Annotated in this window: 14 protein-coding genes; 9 read left to right on the top strand and 5 right to left on the bottom strand. The window is 71.7% G+C overall.

The window, feature by feature from the left end; translation table 11 throughout:
- The 4 genes from mftD to mftA all read right to left on the bottom strand — a co-directional run.
- Positions 1 to 1,178, bottom strand: a 1,178-nt coding sequence (gene mftD / locus ACILSK_RS21335) for a pre-mycofactocin synthase MftD (RefSeq protein ID WP_395729192.1), incomplete at its 3' end; no start/stop codon positions are given.
- A gap of 134 nt (positions 1,179 to 1,312) precedes the next feature.
- Positions 1,313 to 2,530 carry a mycofactocin radical SAM maturase gene (gene mftC, locus ACILSK_RS21330; protein ID WP_395729191.1) on the bottom strand — a complete coding sequence of 406 codons (1,218 nt, stop codon included), beginning with the start codon at positions 2,528 to 2,530 and terminating at the stop codon, positions 1,313 to 1,315.
- Positions 2,527 to 2,871 carry a mycofactocin biosynthesis chaperone MftB gene (mftB, locus tag ACILSK_RS21325; RefSeq protein WP_395729198.1) on the bottom strand — a complete coding sequence of 115 codons (345 nt, stop codon included), beginning with the start codon at positions 2,869 to 2,871 and terminating at the stop codon, positions 2,527 to 2,529. The genes mftC and mftB overlap by 4 nt, the downstream gene beginning before the upstream one ends.
- 219 nt (positions 2,872 to 3,090) lie before the next feature.
- A complete protein-coding gene (mftA, locus tag ACILSK_RS21320) occupies positions 3,091 to 3,213 on the bottom strand; it encodes a mycofactocin precursor MftA (RefSeq protein WP_395729190.1) in 123 nt (40 codons plus the stop codon).
- Positions 3,214 to 3,327: 114 nt separating this feature from the next.
- Here mftA and mftR point away from each other — a divergent pair, with 114 nt between their 5' ends.
- From mftR to ACILSK_RS21275, 9 genes are all read left to right on the top strand, one after another.
- Positions 3,328 to 3,942 (top strand): mycofactocin system transcriptional regulator, encoded by a 615-nt coding sequence (mftR, locus tag ACILSK_RS21315; protein WP_395729189.1) that lies wholly within the window; start codon positions 3,328 to 3,330, stop codon positions 3,940 to 3,942.
- Positions 3,939 to 4,793: an SDR family oxidoreductase gene (locus tag ACILSK_RS21310; RefSeq protein WP_395729188.1), complete on the top strand. Its 855-nt coding sequence runs from the start codon at positions 3,939 to 3,941 to the stop codon at positions 4,791 to 4,793. Before mftR ends, ACILSK_RS21310 begins: the two co-directional genes overlap by 4 nt.
- Before the next feature lie 110 nt (positions 4,794 to 4,903).
- Positions 4,904 to 6,430 carry a mycofactocin biosynthesis glycosyltransferase MftF gene (mftF, locus tag ACILSK_RS21305; protein WP_395729187.1) on the top strand — a complete coding sequence of 509 codons (1,527 nt, stop codon included), beginning with the start codon at positions 4,904 to 4,906 and terminating at the stop codon, positions 6,428 to 6,430.
- Complete coding sequence (gene mftE, locus ACILSK_RS21300) at positions 6,423 to 7,121, top strand: mycofactocin biosynthesis peptidyl-dipeptidase MftE (protein WP_395729186.1); 699 nt, start codon at positions 6,423 to 6,425, stop codon at positions 7,119 to 7,121. Before mftF ends, mftE begins: the two co-directional genes overlap by 8 nt.
- A 222-nt stretch (positions 7,122 to 7,343) precedes the next feature.
- A complete protein-coding gene (locus ACILSK_RS21295; RefSeq protein WP_395729185.1) occupies positions 7,344 to 7,616 on the top strand; it encodes a DUF4242 domain-containing protein in 273 nt (90 codons plus the stop codon).
- 85 nt (positions 7,617 to 7,701) lie between these two features.
- Positions 7,702 to 8,904, top strand: a complete 1,203-nt coding sequence (locus ACILSK_RS21290; RefSeq protein ID WP_395729197.1) for an iron-containing alcohol dehydrogenase — start codon at positions 7,702 to 7,704, stop codon at positions 8,902 to 8,904.
- 12 nt (positions 8,905 to 8,916) lie between these two features.
- Positions 8,917 to 10,317 carry a MadS family sensor histidine kinase gene (locus tag ACILSK_RS21285; protein WP_395729184.1) on the top strand — a complete coding sequence of 467 codons (1,401 nt, stop codon included), beginning with the start codon at positions 8,917 to 8,919 and terminating at the stop codon, positions 10,315 to 10,317.
- Between the two features lie 106 nt (positions 10,318 to 10,423).
- The gene (locus ACILSK_RS21280) at positions 10,424 to 11,089 is read left to right on the top strand and encodes a MadR family response regulator transcription factor (protein WP_395729183.1); all 666 of its coding nucleotides are present in this window, start codon (positions 10,424 to 10,426) and stop codon (positions 11,087 to 11,089) included.
- Between the two features lie 358 nt (positions 11,090 to 11,447).
- Positions 11,448 to 12,536 carry an IS110 family transposase gene (locus ACILSK_RS21275; RefSeq protein WP_395726143.1) on the top strand — a complete coding sequence of 363 codons (1,089 nt, stop codon included), beginning with the start codon at positions 11,448 to 11,450 and terminating at the stop codon, positions 12,534 to 12,536.
- A gap of 339 nt (positions 12,537 to 12,875) precedes the next feature.
- On the opposite strand, the gene mftM is transcribed toward ACILSK_RS21275, so the two are convergent.
- On the bottom strand, positions 12,876 to 13,853 hold the full coding sequence (mftM, locus tag ACILSK_RS21270) for a mycofactocin oligosaccharide methyltransferase MftM (RefSeq protein ID WP_395729182.1): 978 nt from the start codon (positions 13,851 to 13,853) through the stop codon (positions 12,876 to 12,878).
- Positions 13,854 to 14,077 lie beyond the last annotated feature (224 nt).

Below are 14,077 nucleotides of genomic sequence, written 5' to 3'. Positions count from 1 at the left end.
TCGGCCGGGACGCCCAGCGCCCGCTCGAAGCCGGCGGGAATGACGAGGTCGGACGGGGACAGATCGTGGATGGACGAGTGACCCAACCCCAGCACGGCGGAATCGATTCCGCTGCGCAGGATGTCGAGCACGTTCTCCACGCCGGCCTGGCCGTTGGCCCCGAGACCCCACAGGTAGGCGCGGCCGATCATCACCGCGCGGGCGCCGAGGGCGACCGCCTTGACCACGTCGCTGCCGCGGCGGACCCCGCCGTCCAGCACGATTTCCACCGTGTCGCCGACGGCATCGACGATCGCCGGCAGCGCCCGGATGGAGGCCGGGGTGCTGTCCAGGTTGTTGCCGCCGTGGTTGGACACAGAGATGGCGCTGACCCCGGCGGCCGCGGCGGCCTTGGCGTCGTCGACCCGGCAGATGCCTTTGAGCATCAGCGGACCGCCCCAGATCTCGACGAGCCAGGCGACGTCGTCCCAGGTGGGCGGAGGCGTCTGCATCCACTCGTAGTAGGCGCCGAAGAAGGTCGGGGGCTGCTCCCCGGGCGGCACCAGGTTGGGCACGGTCAGATCCGGGATGGTGAAGGTCTTGCCGAACGACCACAACCAGCGCGGGTGGGTGATCGCCTCCGGCGCGTAGTCCCACATCGCCTTCAGGTTGACCTTCTCCGGGATCTTCGGACTGCCCCAGTCGCGCCCCATGGAGAACGACCAGTCCAGGGTGAGGATCAGACCCTTGGCGCCGGCGGCGCGGGCCCGCTCGACCCGCTGCTTGATGACGTCCCGGGTACCGGACCAGTAGACCTGGAAGAAGGTCTGCGGGTTGGCCGCGGCGACCTCCTCGATCGACTTGCTGGCGTACGAACTCAGGCCCATCGCGGTCCCGCGGGCGGCTGCGGCCCGGGCAACGGCCACCTCGCCGTCCGGGTCGACCGCCTGAACACCGGTCGGCGAGATGATGACGGGGAGCGAGATCTCCTGTCCCATCACCGTCGTCGACAGATCGCGCTTGGCCGACAGGCCCGCCACGTGCGGCGCGAAGCCCAGTTCGCCGAACGCCGCCTGGTTGTCGGCGATCGTCAGGCCCTTCTCGGAGCCGGCGACCAGCGCCATGTAGACGGACTTCGGAAGTCGCTTCTTCGCGCGCCGTTGCGCCTCGGCAACGGTCTCGAACCACTTGCTACCCACGGCGAGGCCTTTCTCCAGTGGAAGGATCACCCTTTCGCGGGCGAAAGGGTCGGGAACGGACGGTCAGGTCCGGGGCTCGGCGGCCGTGGCCGCCGAGCTCCGGTCGGGGAAATATGCTGGGCGGCGGGCGTCCCCTACCGGCCCACTCCGGCCGACGCCCGCACGGGAGCCAAGCCGGCCAAAGGGTTCTCGTCACAGCTGCGATCGGGGCGGGTGCGGAGGGTCAACATGACCGGGCCGTTCTTGAGCTGCTTGGCGTGCGAGTGGTCCTCGGACGGCTTGGGGGACGCACCGGGCGTCACCTTGGACAGCGCGAGCTCGCCGAAGCCCTTGACGCACTCGGGGTCCGGACCGTCCAGCGGCAGGCCGGTGAAGAACTTGGCGGCCATGCAGCCGCCGCGGCAGGCGTCGAACGCCGAGCAGGACGCGCAGGCCCCGCCGCTCTGCGGCTGCCGCAGCTCCAGGAACAGATCGGACTCGCGCCAGACCGTTTGGAAGCCACCGGGCGACCGCACGTTGCCGGCCTTGAACCGGTCGTGAATGGCGAACGGGCAGGCATAGACGTCACCGACCGGATCGATCAGGCAGACCACCCGACCGGCGCCACACAGATTCAGGCCCGGCAATGCCTCGCCGTAGGCGGCCAGGTGGAAGAACGAATCCCCGGTCAGCACGTTCTCGCCGTTGGCCACCAGCCAGTCGTAGAGCTGGCGCTGCTGGGCCGCGGTCGGGTGCAACTCGTCCCACACATCGGCCCCTCGCCCGGACGGGCGTAGGCGGGTCAGCCGCAACTGGGCCTGGTAACGATCGGCGATCGCCTTGAACGCGTCCAGCTGGTCGAGGTTCTGCCGGGTACAGACGACGGAGATCTTGAACCCGACCATGCCCGCCGCGGCCAGGTTCTCCATGGCCCGGATGGCAGTGGCGTAGGAGCCGCGGCCGCGCACGTAGTCGTTGACCTCGGCGGTCGCCCCGTCCAGGGAGATCTGCACGTCGACGTAGTCGCTGGCGGCCAGCCGCTGCGCCACCTCTTCGTTGATCTTGATGCCGTTGGTCGAGAACTTGACCCCGACCTTGTGCGCCGTGGCGTAGTCCACCAGCTCCCAGAAGTCGGGCCGCACCGTCGGCTCGCCCCCGCCGATGTTGACGTAGAAGACCTGCATCCGCTCCAGCTCGTCGATCACGGCCTTGCACTCCGCAGTCGTCAGCTCCCGCGGATCGCGCCGGCCGGAACTCGAAAGACAGTGCGCGCAGGCCAGATTGCAGGCGTAGGTGAGTTCCCAGGTCAGGCAGATCGGCGAGTCCAGGCCCAGCGCGAAGTGATCGACCAACGGCAGGACGGCAGTGGTCATGAGTGACGCTCCCTGATGGTTTCGGTCGCGGCCAACGTGGCCAGGGCCCGCTCGAACATGGACAACCGATGGGGATCGGTGATGCCGGCGGCGCGGCAGGCGGCACTCGCCGTGGGGTGATCGGCCAGGGAGCGGACCACCGTCACCAGGTCGCGATCCTTGAGGAAGGACAGGCGCCTGGTCTTGAACGAATAGAGCAGGGCCCCGAACGGCTCAGGCCGGACCTCAACGGCCGGATGCAGTTCGTAGGGCAGATCGGGCACGAAGGGGGGCAGGACACCCGCATCGTCCGACCCCGGGGTCGGAATCTGCGTCGGCGCGCCGATCGCGACGGTACTCATCATTGAACCTCCGTATCGAGGGCGTTCCGCGATATTTCCGGGCCGCGGCCTTTCCCGCGTGCGAGATGGCAGCGGCCAACCGGCCACCCGAAGCGGCCGGGAGTGACGGGCCCGAGGGACACCGGAGGGTGGGCCGGCGGTGGCGGGCAGGTGGGGCGGGACGGTCCGGGGCCGGTGGGGGCTGGCCCGCGGCCCCGGCCGTCCGCTACCCGACTCGGCTCAGTAGACGCCGCACATGCCGTCGATCGAGACGTCCTCGACCAGCAGGTCGCTGGTCACCAGAGACGCGTCCTGGACTTCCGCGCTCTTCGAAACCTTCTCGTCGACAGTGACTTCCGGCATGACCAACCTCCATGGTCCGATACTGCGGGGATGACAACGGCAGTGCTCCGTGTCACAATGGACGGTATTGGCACCCAGTGCCACATGTCAACTACCCGAAGGTATAGGTGCTTCGTGGCCGAAGGAACGGGCCTGGCGGCTCCGGCGCCGGCGGCGATGACCGCCACGCCCGGCCGGCCGGCCGTGACGAGCCGGGGCGAGCTGGAACGGGTCTGCCTGGAGATCTTCTCCGCCCGGGGATTCGACGTCACCTCCGTCGACGAGATCGCCGCCGCCGCCGGTATCGGCCGGCGGACGTTCTTCCGATACTTCAAGTCCAAGAACGATGCCGTGTGGGGCGAATTCGACACCCAGCTGGATGCCTTCGCCCGGTGGTTCGCCGCCTGCCCGCCCCACGTCCCGCTCGTGGAGGCGATCCGCGGCGGCGTCATCGCGTTCAATTCCTTCGACGCACAGGCCGCCGAGTCGCTACGGAACCGGATGCGGCTGATCCTGAGTTCGCCTGCGCTGCAGGCTTACTCGACGCTGCGGTACGCCGCCTGGCGAGACGTTGTCGCCCGGTTCGCGGCGAGCCGGCTCGGCGGCGACCCGGCCGACCTGGTGCCGCGCACGCTGGGCCATCTGGCACTGGGCGCCGCCCTGGCCGCGTACGAACAGTGGTTGGCCCACGAGGACGCCGACCTGATCGACCTGCTGCAGACCTCGCTCGGCCTGCTGGGTGAGCCATGACCGGCCCCGTTTCCGGCGCCGATTTCGGCCCCGATTCCGGCGCCGCCGGCACCGGCGAGCCGCTCCGCCCGTGGGCGGTGGTGACCGGGGCGGCCCGCGGCATGGGCGCGGCCGTCGCCGCCCGGCTGGCCCGGGACGGCTTCGACCTGCTGCTGCTCGACCGGCCGGACCCCGACCTGGCCGGCGCGGTCGGCTACCCGCTGGGCACGGGCGAGGACCTGGACCGCACCGCCGAGCAGTGCCGGTCGGCCGGCGCCGTGGCCGTGGTGGCCCGGGCCGACGTCCGGGACGAGACGGCCGTGGTGGCCGCCGTCGCCCGGGTGCCGGCCGGCCGGCTGCGGGCCGCGGTGGCGGTCGCCGGGATCATCGGCGTGGATAAACCGGCCTGGGAGTTCACCCGCGACGAGCTCGCCCTGGACCTGGACACCAACTTCCACGGGGTGGCCAACCTGGCCCGGGCCACCGTGCCGCGACTGCTGGTCGCGCCCGCCGGGACCGGGCGGTTCGTCGCCGTCGTTTCCATCGCCGGCGAGGTCGGGCTGCCCCGGCTGGCCGCCTACGTCGCGTCCAAACACGCGGCCCTGGGCTACATCCGTTCCCTGGCCGCGGATCTCGGCCCGCACGGCGTCACCGCGAACGCGATCCTGCCGGGCAGCACCCGGACGGCGCTGCTCGAGCGCAGCGCGCAGGTGTACGGTCTCGCGGACATCGAGCAGTTCGGGTCCGCCCAGCGGCTCGGCCGGCTGATCGAGCCGGCGGACATCGCGGCTGCGGCCAGCTGGCTGTGCGGGCCGGACTCGTCGGCGGTGACCGGGACCGACTTCCGGGTCGACGGCGGGTTCGTCGGATGACCCGCCCTGCAAGCGGTCCGGCGGGCCGCCCCGCGTGGCCGTCGGCCGGCCCCGGAACCACGGCCGGTTCGCCGACCCGGCCGGGACGTCAGACAGGAGCGGACGGGACGATGATCGACGACGGGCACGGCGACGGCGGCGGGCTGACGATGGCCCGGCCCGCCGGCCGCGACCGCTGGCGCCTGGGGCCCGGGGTGCGCTGGCTGGACGGCACGACGCTGGCCGGGGGCACCCCGTACCGGGTGATCACGCTGACCCCGCGCGGCGCCGACATGCTGCGCGGGGTGGTCGACGGGCAGCCGCTACCGGTGGATCAGCCGGCCGTCGATCGGTTGGTGCACCGCCTCCGCGCCGCCGGGCTGCTGCTCGCCCCCGCCCCGGCGGCCACCGACCACGAGGGTGTCACGGTGGTGATCCCGGCTCGCTCGGCCGCCGGCCCGGTCCGCGAGCTGCTCGCCACGCTGCCGGCCGACATCCCGGTCATCCTGATCGACGACGGCTCGCCGGTCCCGCTGGCCCCGCTGGCCGCCGAACGTCCCGGGCTGACCGTGCTGCGCAACGAGCACTCCCGGGGGCCGGCCGCCGCCCGGAACGCCGGCGCGGCCGCGGCGGCCACCCCGTGGATCGCGTTCATCGACGCCGACACGATCCCCGACCCGCTGTGGATTGACCGTTTGAAGGCGCAGATCGCGGCGACCACCACCGGCGACGGCGACGCGGCCACCGTGGTGCTGGCCGCCCCGCAGATCGTGCCGTTGGCCGGTGCTGGTTCGGGCGGCTGGTTCGAACAGCGGGTCTGCGCGCTGGATCTGGGTCACACCCCGAGCGAGGTCGGCCCCGGCCGGGCGGTCTCGTACGTACCGAGCGCAGCGATGCTGGTGGACGCCGAGCCCTTCGCCGCCGTCGGCGGTTTCAACGAGGACATGCACGTCGGCGAGGACGTCGACCTGGTCTGGCGGATCGCCGCGCACGGCGTCGTGCGCTACTACCCCGACGTGCACGTCGGCCACCGGCCGCGGGGCACACTGACCGCGGCATTGAACCGGCGCCGGCTGTACGGGACCAGTGCGGCCGACCTGGCCGGGCGGCACCCGGGCGCACTGCGGCACCTGGACGTGTCCGTCTGGTCGCTGGGACCGTGGTTGCTGGCCGTGCTGGTGCACCCGGGGCTGGGCGTGCTGGCCGGTGGGGTGACCGCGGCGATCGCACCGTGGGGCATGCGGGAGCTGTCCCCGGCGCACGCCCGGAAGCTCGCCGCACTCGGTCACCTGCGAGCCGGCGCCGCGCTGGGCCGGTGGCTGATCCGGCCGATGTTGCCAGTCACCCTGGTCGCCGCGGCGATCAGCCCGCGGATCGGCCGGCGGTTGGCCGTCGCCGCGGCGGCCGGCCTGGCCTACCAGGCGGTGCAGGACGTCCGCGCCACCGGTTCGGCGTCGGGAGCCGCCCGGGTCCGCGCGACCGCGGAGGCGTTCGTCGCGCATGCCCTCGACGACGTCGCCTACGGGCTGGGGGTCTGGCAGGGCGCGTTGACCCGTCGGAACCCGGAACCGTTGCTGCCCAAAGTGCGTGACCTGCCCCGGCCCCGCACCTGGTTCGGCCGGTCGCGGGCCGGCGCGGCCTCGGCGACCGATGGCTGAGCTCCCGCCGCTGGCGACCGCGACCTGGCCGGAGGTCGACACGGCGGCCCGCCGGGTGCTGCTGTTGCCGTTGGGATCCACCGAGCAGCACGGTCCACACCTGCCGCTGGCCACCGACACCGTGGTGGCGAGCCGGCTCGCCGAGCTGGTGCACCGGCGGCTACCCGAGGTGGGGCTGGCCCCGGCGATCCCGTACGGGTCCAGCGGCGAGCACGCGCATTTCCCGGGCACTCTGTCGATCGGCACGGAAGCGCTATACCAGCTGCTGGTCGAGTTCGTCCGGCACGCGGCCGGCGACTGGCGTCATGTGCTGGTGGTCAATGGGCACGGCGGGAACGCCGACGCGTTGGCCCGGGCCGCGGAGCTGACCCGCTACGAGGGCCGCTCGTTGCAGGTGCACCACGCGGCCAGCGGCGGCCCGCGGGCCGACCCGCACGCCGGGTACCGGGAGACCTGCCTGATGCTGCACCTGGCCCCCGACACCGTGCGGACCGACCTGGCCGCACCGGGCGCCACGGGCCCGCTGGCCGAGTTGCTGCCCCGGATCGCCGCCGGCGGGGTGCGGGCGATCAGCCCGAACGGGGTGCTCGGCGACCCGACCGGGGCCGACGCCCAGGAGGGCGCCCGGATTTTCGCCGGAATGGCCGACCGGCTGCTGGACCGCGTCCGGGGCCTGCTGGCCACGCCCTGACCATCGCCCACATCCGCTGCGACCCGCGGCCAGCCGTGCTCGACCCGTTTCCCGACCGATGCCCGATCGCGCCGCAACCTACCCGAACGGGCAGGTCGATCCTGGTCCTTGGGTGGTTCGCGACAGGGCCTTCCGGCCGTAGCGTGACCCGGGTGCCGGACGCGGCCGGGCGGGGGCCGACCGCGCCGGCGCAACCACGGGCCGCAACGAGGGGAGCCAGTGATGGATCGCTACGTCATCGAACGGACATTGCCCGGCGCGGGATCGCTCACCGACGAACAGATCACGGCCGTCGCGACCCGCTCCAACGAGGTGCTGGCCGAGCTGGGCGACCAGATCTCCTGGATCGAGTCCTACGTCTCGGACGACAAGCTTTTCTGCGTGTACGAGGCGAATGACCCGGCGCTGATCCGCGAGCACGCCAACCGCGGCGGATTTCCCTGCGACAGCATCGAGCCGGTCAGGCGTACCATTTCACCCGCCGACGGGTCCTGACCACTCGGGTCGATGACGGTCGGCGAGCGGCACCGGGTTCGCTCGCTCGACGGAGGAGAACACCATTGTGATCGGACACGACGACGTGGTCCGAACACACCCGCCCGGCGCGGGTGACCCGGGGCACCGGCACGCCCCGGCGCCGGTGGTGAAGTTCCACGCCCCCGAGGTGGTCTTCGGCCTCGGCGCCCTGGCCGAGGCCGGCTTCGCCGCCGGCCGACTCGGCGCCCGGCGCCCGTTCGTCGTCACCGACGACGGGGTGCACGACGCGGGCTGGGTGCATCAGCTGCTCGGCCACCTGCGCGACGCCGGCCTGGACCCGGTCGTCTGGCGCGGCATCACGCCCAATCCCAAGGATGTCGAGATCACGCAGGGGTACCACCACTACCTCGAGTCCGGCTGTGACGTGATCATCGGCATCGGCGGCGGGTCGAGCATGGACGCGGCCAAGGGCATCGCCATCCTGTCCGGCAACGGCGGCGCGATCCTGGACTACGCGGGCGTCGACCAGGTCACCCGCCCCATTCCCCCGCTGCTGATGATCCCGACGACATCGGGGACCGGCGCGGACGTCTCGCAGTTCTGCATCGTCACCGACACCGCCGACTCGGTGAAGATCACGATCATGGGCCGGGCGCTGGTCCCGGACATCTCGATCACCGACCCGCTGTTGCTGACCACCATGCCCGAATGGCTGGCCGCAGCCACCGGCCTGGACGCGCTCACCCACGGCATCGAGTCGTTCGTCTCCCTGGCCCACAACCCGCTGGCGGACGGCCATGCGCTGTCCGCGGTGCGGCTGGTGAGCCACTACCTGCCGGCCACCATCCAGCGGCCGGAGGACCTGGACGCCCGGACCCAGATGGCCCAGGCCAGCCTCGAGGCGGGCCTGGCCTTCACCAACGCCATCCTCGGGGCGACCCACGCGATGAGCCATCAGGTCGGCGGCCTGCTCGACCTGCCGCACGGCGTCATCAACGGCATCCTGCTGCCGCACGTCATCCGGTACAACGCGCAGGCCATCCCGGCCCGGTTCCGCGATCTGGCCATCGCCGTCGGCCTGCCCGTCGCCGGCGCCCCGGCCGAGGAGGTCGCCGAGCATCTCTCGGAGTACGTCCGCCGGCTGGGCGACGAGGTCGGGGTGCCGCGAGGGCTGCGCGACATCGGGGTCGGCGACGACGACATCCCCCGGCTGGCCCGTTCGACCATGCAGGATGCCTGCCTGACCACCAACCCGCGCAGCGCGGAGGCGGTCGACATCGAGGGACTGCTCCGTGCGGCCATGTGACGGCGGCTCGCCATGACGTCCGGGCATCCCGGCGCCGACCCCCCCGACCTGGCCCTGCTGACCGGCGTTCGCTCCGGAAAGCGTTCGTACTACCGGGAATTCATCCGGACCGACGAGCGCATGCAGCGGACCGTGCGCGCCCTGGACTCCATCTCGCGGGCCCTGGTGCGCACCGGCGAGGGACCCCGTTCACTCCTGGAGGAGGTCGCCCGCGCGGCCGGCGACCACCTCTCCGCCCCCTGGGTGATGCTGGCCCTGTGCGACGGCAGCCTGCTCCGCGCCCGACCGCGGTTCGTCGCCGTCGACGGGACGGGCCGGGCGCTGGAACGGCCGGACGGCATGGCCGTGATCGCCGACGAGCTGGCCCGGATCCGGTCCGGGGACGTGCAGCCGGCCGGGCCGGGCGACCCGCGGGTCCGGATCCCAATGACGCTCGAGGGCCAGCTGGTCGGCGCCTTGGTCGCCGTCCACGACCTGCCGGCCGCGCCCGAACCGGGCGACATCTCGGTGCTGCGGGTGCTGGCCAACCAGGCGGCGGTCGCCCTGCACACCTCCGAGCAATACCAGGCCGGCCTGGAGCTGCACCAACGCGCCCAGCGGCTCTACGACGAGGCCACCGAGCAGAACCGCAATCTCACCGAACGGACGCGCGAGCTCCGGGCGACCGAGCAGCGCCTGGTGGCGGCCCGGCAGCGGGAGCTGCTGGACGCCGAACGGCACCGGATTGCCCGCGAACTGCACGACAGCGTCAGCCAGTTCGTGCTCAGCGCCGGGATGGCGGTGGAGATGGCCCGCGGGGACGCGGCCGCCATCGGCCCGGCCGCCCGGGCCCTGGGCACCCAGCTCGACCGCGCCAAAGACCTGACGCAGCAGGCGATCCAGCAGCTGCGGGAGGCGATCTACGCATTGCATCACGCCGCCAGCGGCGAGGACCCGGCCTCGCTGCCCGAGCTGCTGTCCGAGCTGGCCGGCCAGTACCGCCCGCGACTGCCGGTGCAGGTCCGGGTGGAGGGGGGCCCGCAGACCCCGCTGGGCCCGCGCCCCGACCACGAGCTGGTCCGGATCGCCGGTGAGGCATTGTTCAATGTGGCCAACCACGCCGGGGCGACGCGGGCGGTCATCCGGCTGCGATACCGGCCGGACCAGCTGCTGCTGGCCATCGCCGACGACGGCACCGGCGACCCGGTCACCCTGAGCCGGCTGCTGCGCATCGAGCGCAACGCGGTAACCGACGGCCGGCACCGCGGGTTGGCCAACATGGCCGTCCGGGCCGAGAAGGTCGGCGGCACTCTCGCTTTCCGTCGGGCCCGGCTGGGCGGCGTGCGGATCGAAGTGCGCATCCCGCTGCCCGTCCGGATGGAACCCGCCTACCCCCAGCTGGACGTCAAGCACATCGAGGAGACGGCGCAATGAGCAGGGTGGGCGGGCGGGCACAAGACTGCCGAGCGAATCATGGACACCATGGCGGCGTCCCCGCGAGTGGCGGGGAGCCGGCGACCGCCCCGGGAAGGACGCAGTCATGACCGAGGCTGTTGAGGCCGGCCCGGCTTCGATCGACATCGTGCTCATCGACGATCACGCGATCGTCCGGCACGGGCTGCGCTCGATCCTGGAGCGCGAACCCGACCTGCGGGTGGTCGGCGAGGCCTCCACCATCGAGTCCGCCCGGGCCGTGGTCGACCAGGCCCGTCCGTCGATCGTCCTGCTGGACCTGAAACTGTCCACCGGGTCGGACACCGAGGGCCTGGATCTGTGCGCGACGCTCGTCGCCGACCACCCCGAGCTCGGCGTGCTGGTGCTGACGACGTTCATCGACGACCACCTGGTGATGGCGGCCATCCACAACGGCGCCCGCGGCTACGTCGTCAAGGACGTGGACACGTCCGCCCTGATCCGCGCCATCCGCGACATCAGCCGCGGCGGAAGCGCTTTCGACGCGCGCAGCGCGGCCGCCATGGTCCGCGGCATCCATGCCGGCCCGGCCGAGACCGACAACAAGCTGACCGGCCGGGAGCAGGAGGTGCTGGAGCTGCTCTCCCGCGGCATGTCGAACGGGGAGATCGGCAAGAAGCTGTTCATCTCCGACACGACGGTCAAGTTCCACGTCGGCAACATCCTGCGCAAGCTCGGCGTCTCCCGCCGGGCCGAGGCCGTCCACCTGGCCGGCAAGATGGGGTTGATCTGACCCGCGGTCGATCTGACCGCGCCGCTGGGTCGGTAAGGCTTGTCCCGGGCGACGCTTCCCTGGCCTGCGCTGATCTGTGAGTGTTGGTGGGCCGGTTCTGGTGGATCAAGAGCCAGGATTCGGGGTTGGTGTTCGGGATTGGCTCGGCGCTGATTCGGCCACTTCTGTGTGCCTTCATTTGGACGTGTCGTCCCGGGCGCCGACGCCGGCCTGCTCACCTGTTGGCCTGATTAGAAGCCTGTCCCTGGTTCCCCGTTCAGGCGGGGAACTGGGTGACCCGTCACAGATGTGCCGTGGGTGGGTCCTCCAGGCCGGCGTCGACTTGTTGACCCGAGCTCTGGAAGGAGAGCGCGAGCTGATGCCTACTGTGGCAGATTCTGTCGACGCTGTCGTCGGCGGTGACACGCATGTGGATACGACGAGTTTGTGTGTGGTGTCCCCGGTCGGGGCGGTGCTGGACCAGATCACGATCGACAACGACGAGCAGGGTTACGCCGAGGTGGTGACTTGGATCCTGCGGGTGGTGCCGTCGGGGCGGTTCCTGGTCGGGTTGGAGGGCACTCGCAGCTACGGGGCGGGGCTGTGCCGGGCGTTGGAAGCGGTCGGGGTCCGGGTCGTCGAGGTCGAGCGGCCCTCTCGTGGGGAGCGGGGTAGGCGGGGCAAGTCCGATCCGGGTGATGCGGTGCTGGCCGCTCGGAAGGTGCTGGCCATGGCGGTGGAGCGGGTGCCGGAGCCGCGGACCGGGGACGGGGTGCGGGAGGCGTTGCGGTTGCTGGTGGTGGACCGGGAACAGATGACCCGGCAACGGACCCAGCTGAACAACCAGTTGCTGGCCGAGTTGCTGACGGGCACCGCTGAGCACCAGGCGATGCGCCGGAAGAGTTTGAGTGGAACGGATCTGGAGAAGCTGGCCAAGGCCCGTTGCCGGAGCGGGCGACCGATCGATGAGCAGGCCCGGGTGGCCGTGCTGCGCCGCAAGGCGAGCGAGATCGTGCGGCTGGATCAGCAGATCCGGGACAACGGCAAGAGCCTGAAGACGATCATCGCCGAGGTCGCTCCGCAGCTGCTCGAGCAGGTCGGCGTCGGCCCGGTCGTCGCTGCCCAGCTGATCGTGTCCTACAGCCATCACGGCCGTTGCCGGGACGAGGCGGCGTTCGCGGCGTTGGCCGGGGTCAGCCCGGTCCCGGCGTCCAGCGGCCGGATCGTGCGGCACCGGCTCAACCGGGGCGGCGACCGCCAACTGAACCGGGCCCTGCACACCGTCGCGGTTACCCGCGCGCAGTGGGACGAGCGAACCCAGGCCTACATCCGTCGGCGCAGCGGCCAGCTGACGGCCAAGGAGATCCGCCGGATGCTCAAGCGGTACATCGCCCGGGAGATGTTCAAGATCCTGCGCACCGTCGACGCCCTGAACCCGACCGGCGAGCGGGCCCCGCTGGCCGCCTGACCCACCCCCAGCGGGCCTGGCGAGCCGAGGCCAAGCCCGGCCGTCGGGATGACGACGCCCCCTCGTTCCACGGACCGGGCAGGGGCTGCTCAGCCATGCCCGCTCTTTGGCCCCGGAGCCGCGCGCCCGGAGACGCCGGCGCGCGCACCCGACGCCAAGCCGAACGCGAACAAGATCATCAACAGGGCTTGACAAACATAGAAGCGTCCAAGTCCCGCAGATTCAGGCATTTCGGGCGTCGAAATGGGAGTCTGATCAGCGGAGCGACCGACGGCTGCCCAGGACCGGCTGATGAGCAGCGCGACGAGGAGCGGCGCACCCCAAGCCCACCCGGGCGGGTCAGGGCCGGTCGAAAACCAGCCAGCCGCCGTAGTACTCGTGCACGGACCAGGTCCAACCGGTGGTGCCGGCACCCCAGGCCCGCAGGTCGTCCTCGCGCAGCGTCCACAGGTGGCCGAAGGCCGGTGTGGGCTCGTCCTCGTACGGCACCGCAATGATCACCCGCCGGGAGGCGACCCGCAGCGCCTCATCGATCGCCCGGCGGCAGTGGTCGGCGTCCAGGTGTTCGAGCAGGTGGACCAGCAGCACCACGTCGACGCTGTTGTCCGGCCGCGGGATGCGGGCGGCGTCGGCGACCAGGGTCTGCAAGGGCAGGCCGAGCCGGCCGGCCACGACCTGGAGCAGGCCGACGGTGCCGGCGGACAGATCGGAGGCGATGACGGTCCGACCGGCCGCCCGCGCCAGCCGCAGGGACAGGAAGCCGAAACAGCACCCCAGTTCCAGCACCGTGGCGTCGAGTGGGATCAGTTCGTCGGCGTGCCGGTGGATGGCGGCGAAGTCGGCGAGGGCGTCGACCGCCGCTGCAGCCGGCTCCGGCGCGGTCGTCGCGGCGGCCTCGTAACGGTGAAGACTGTTGCGGTAGAACAGCAACCACGCATCGATCGGGGTGACGGCCGAGGTGAGCACGACGCCGGTGAAGATGCGCTCGAACATCTCGCTGCCGGTGACCCACCCCGGCCCGAAGAGCTCGTCGTTGATGATCGTGGTCAGCGCGTCGTCGATGTCGTCGGGGGTCATCCGGTGCCGCACCACCAGCTGCCAGCCGTGCCGCCACAATTCGAAGTGGGCGGTCCGCACGATGCGGACATCGACCGCCGACACATCGGCGTCACCGGCGATGACGGAGACCATGCCGTCGCAGTACCGGCCGTCGTCGAGCGGGCGGAACGGATCGATGGGCGAGACCTCCGCGGGCCACTCCCCGACCGTCACCGGCCCGACGCCGGTGGCACGGGTGACCGAGTCGGCGATCGCCATCGTTGCACCCCCATCCGGCCGGCCGGCGAGGTCTCGGCAGCGTCCCTTCGCCCATCCTCGAGCCAACCCGACAACAGCCGGAGCCACCAGACCGGTTCGGATAACCGTCGGCGCGGCGTGGCCGACCTGGCTGCTCGGGCAGGCCGACACCTCTCCCGGCGGGGAGGTGCCGAGGCGTCGGCACACCATCACGGAGGACGATGGCGCAGTGATCGAGGGTCGCC

It is taken from the genome of Nakamurella sp. (genome assembly GCF_044224575.1).
In the GTDB taxonomy this organism is placed as follows: Bacteria; Actinomycetota; Actinomycetes; order Mycobacteriales; family Nakamurellaceae; genus Nakamurella.
The sequence above is the reverse complement of the archived record's forward strand: the minus strand, read 5'-3'. Positions and strand labels throughout refer to the sequence as shown.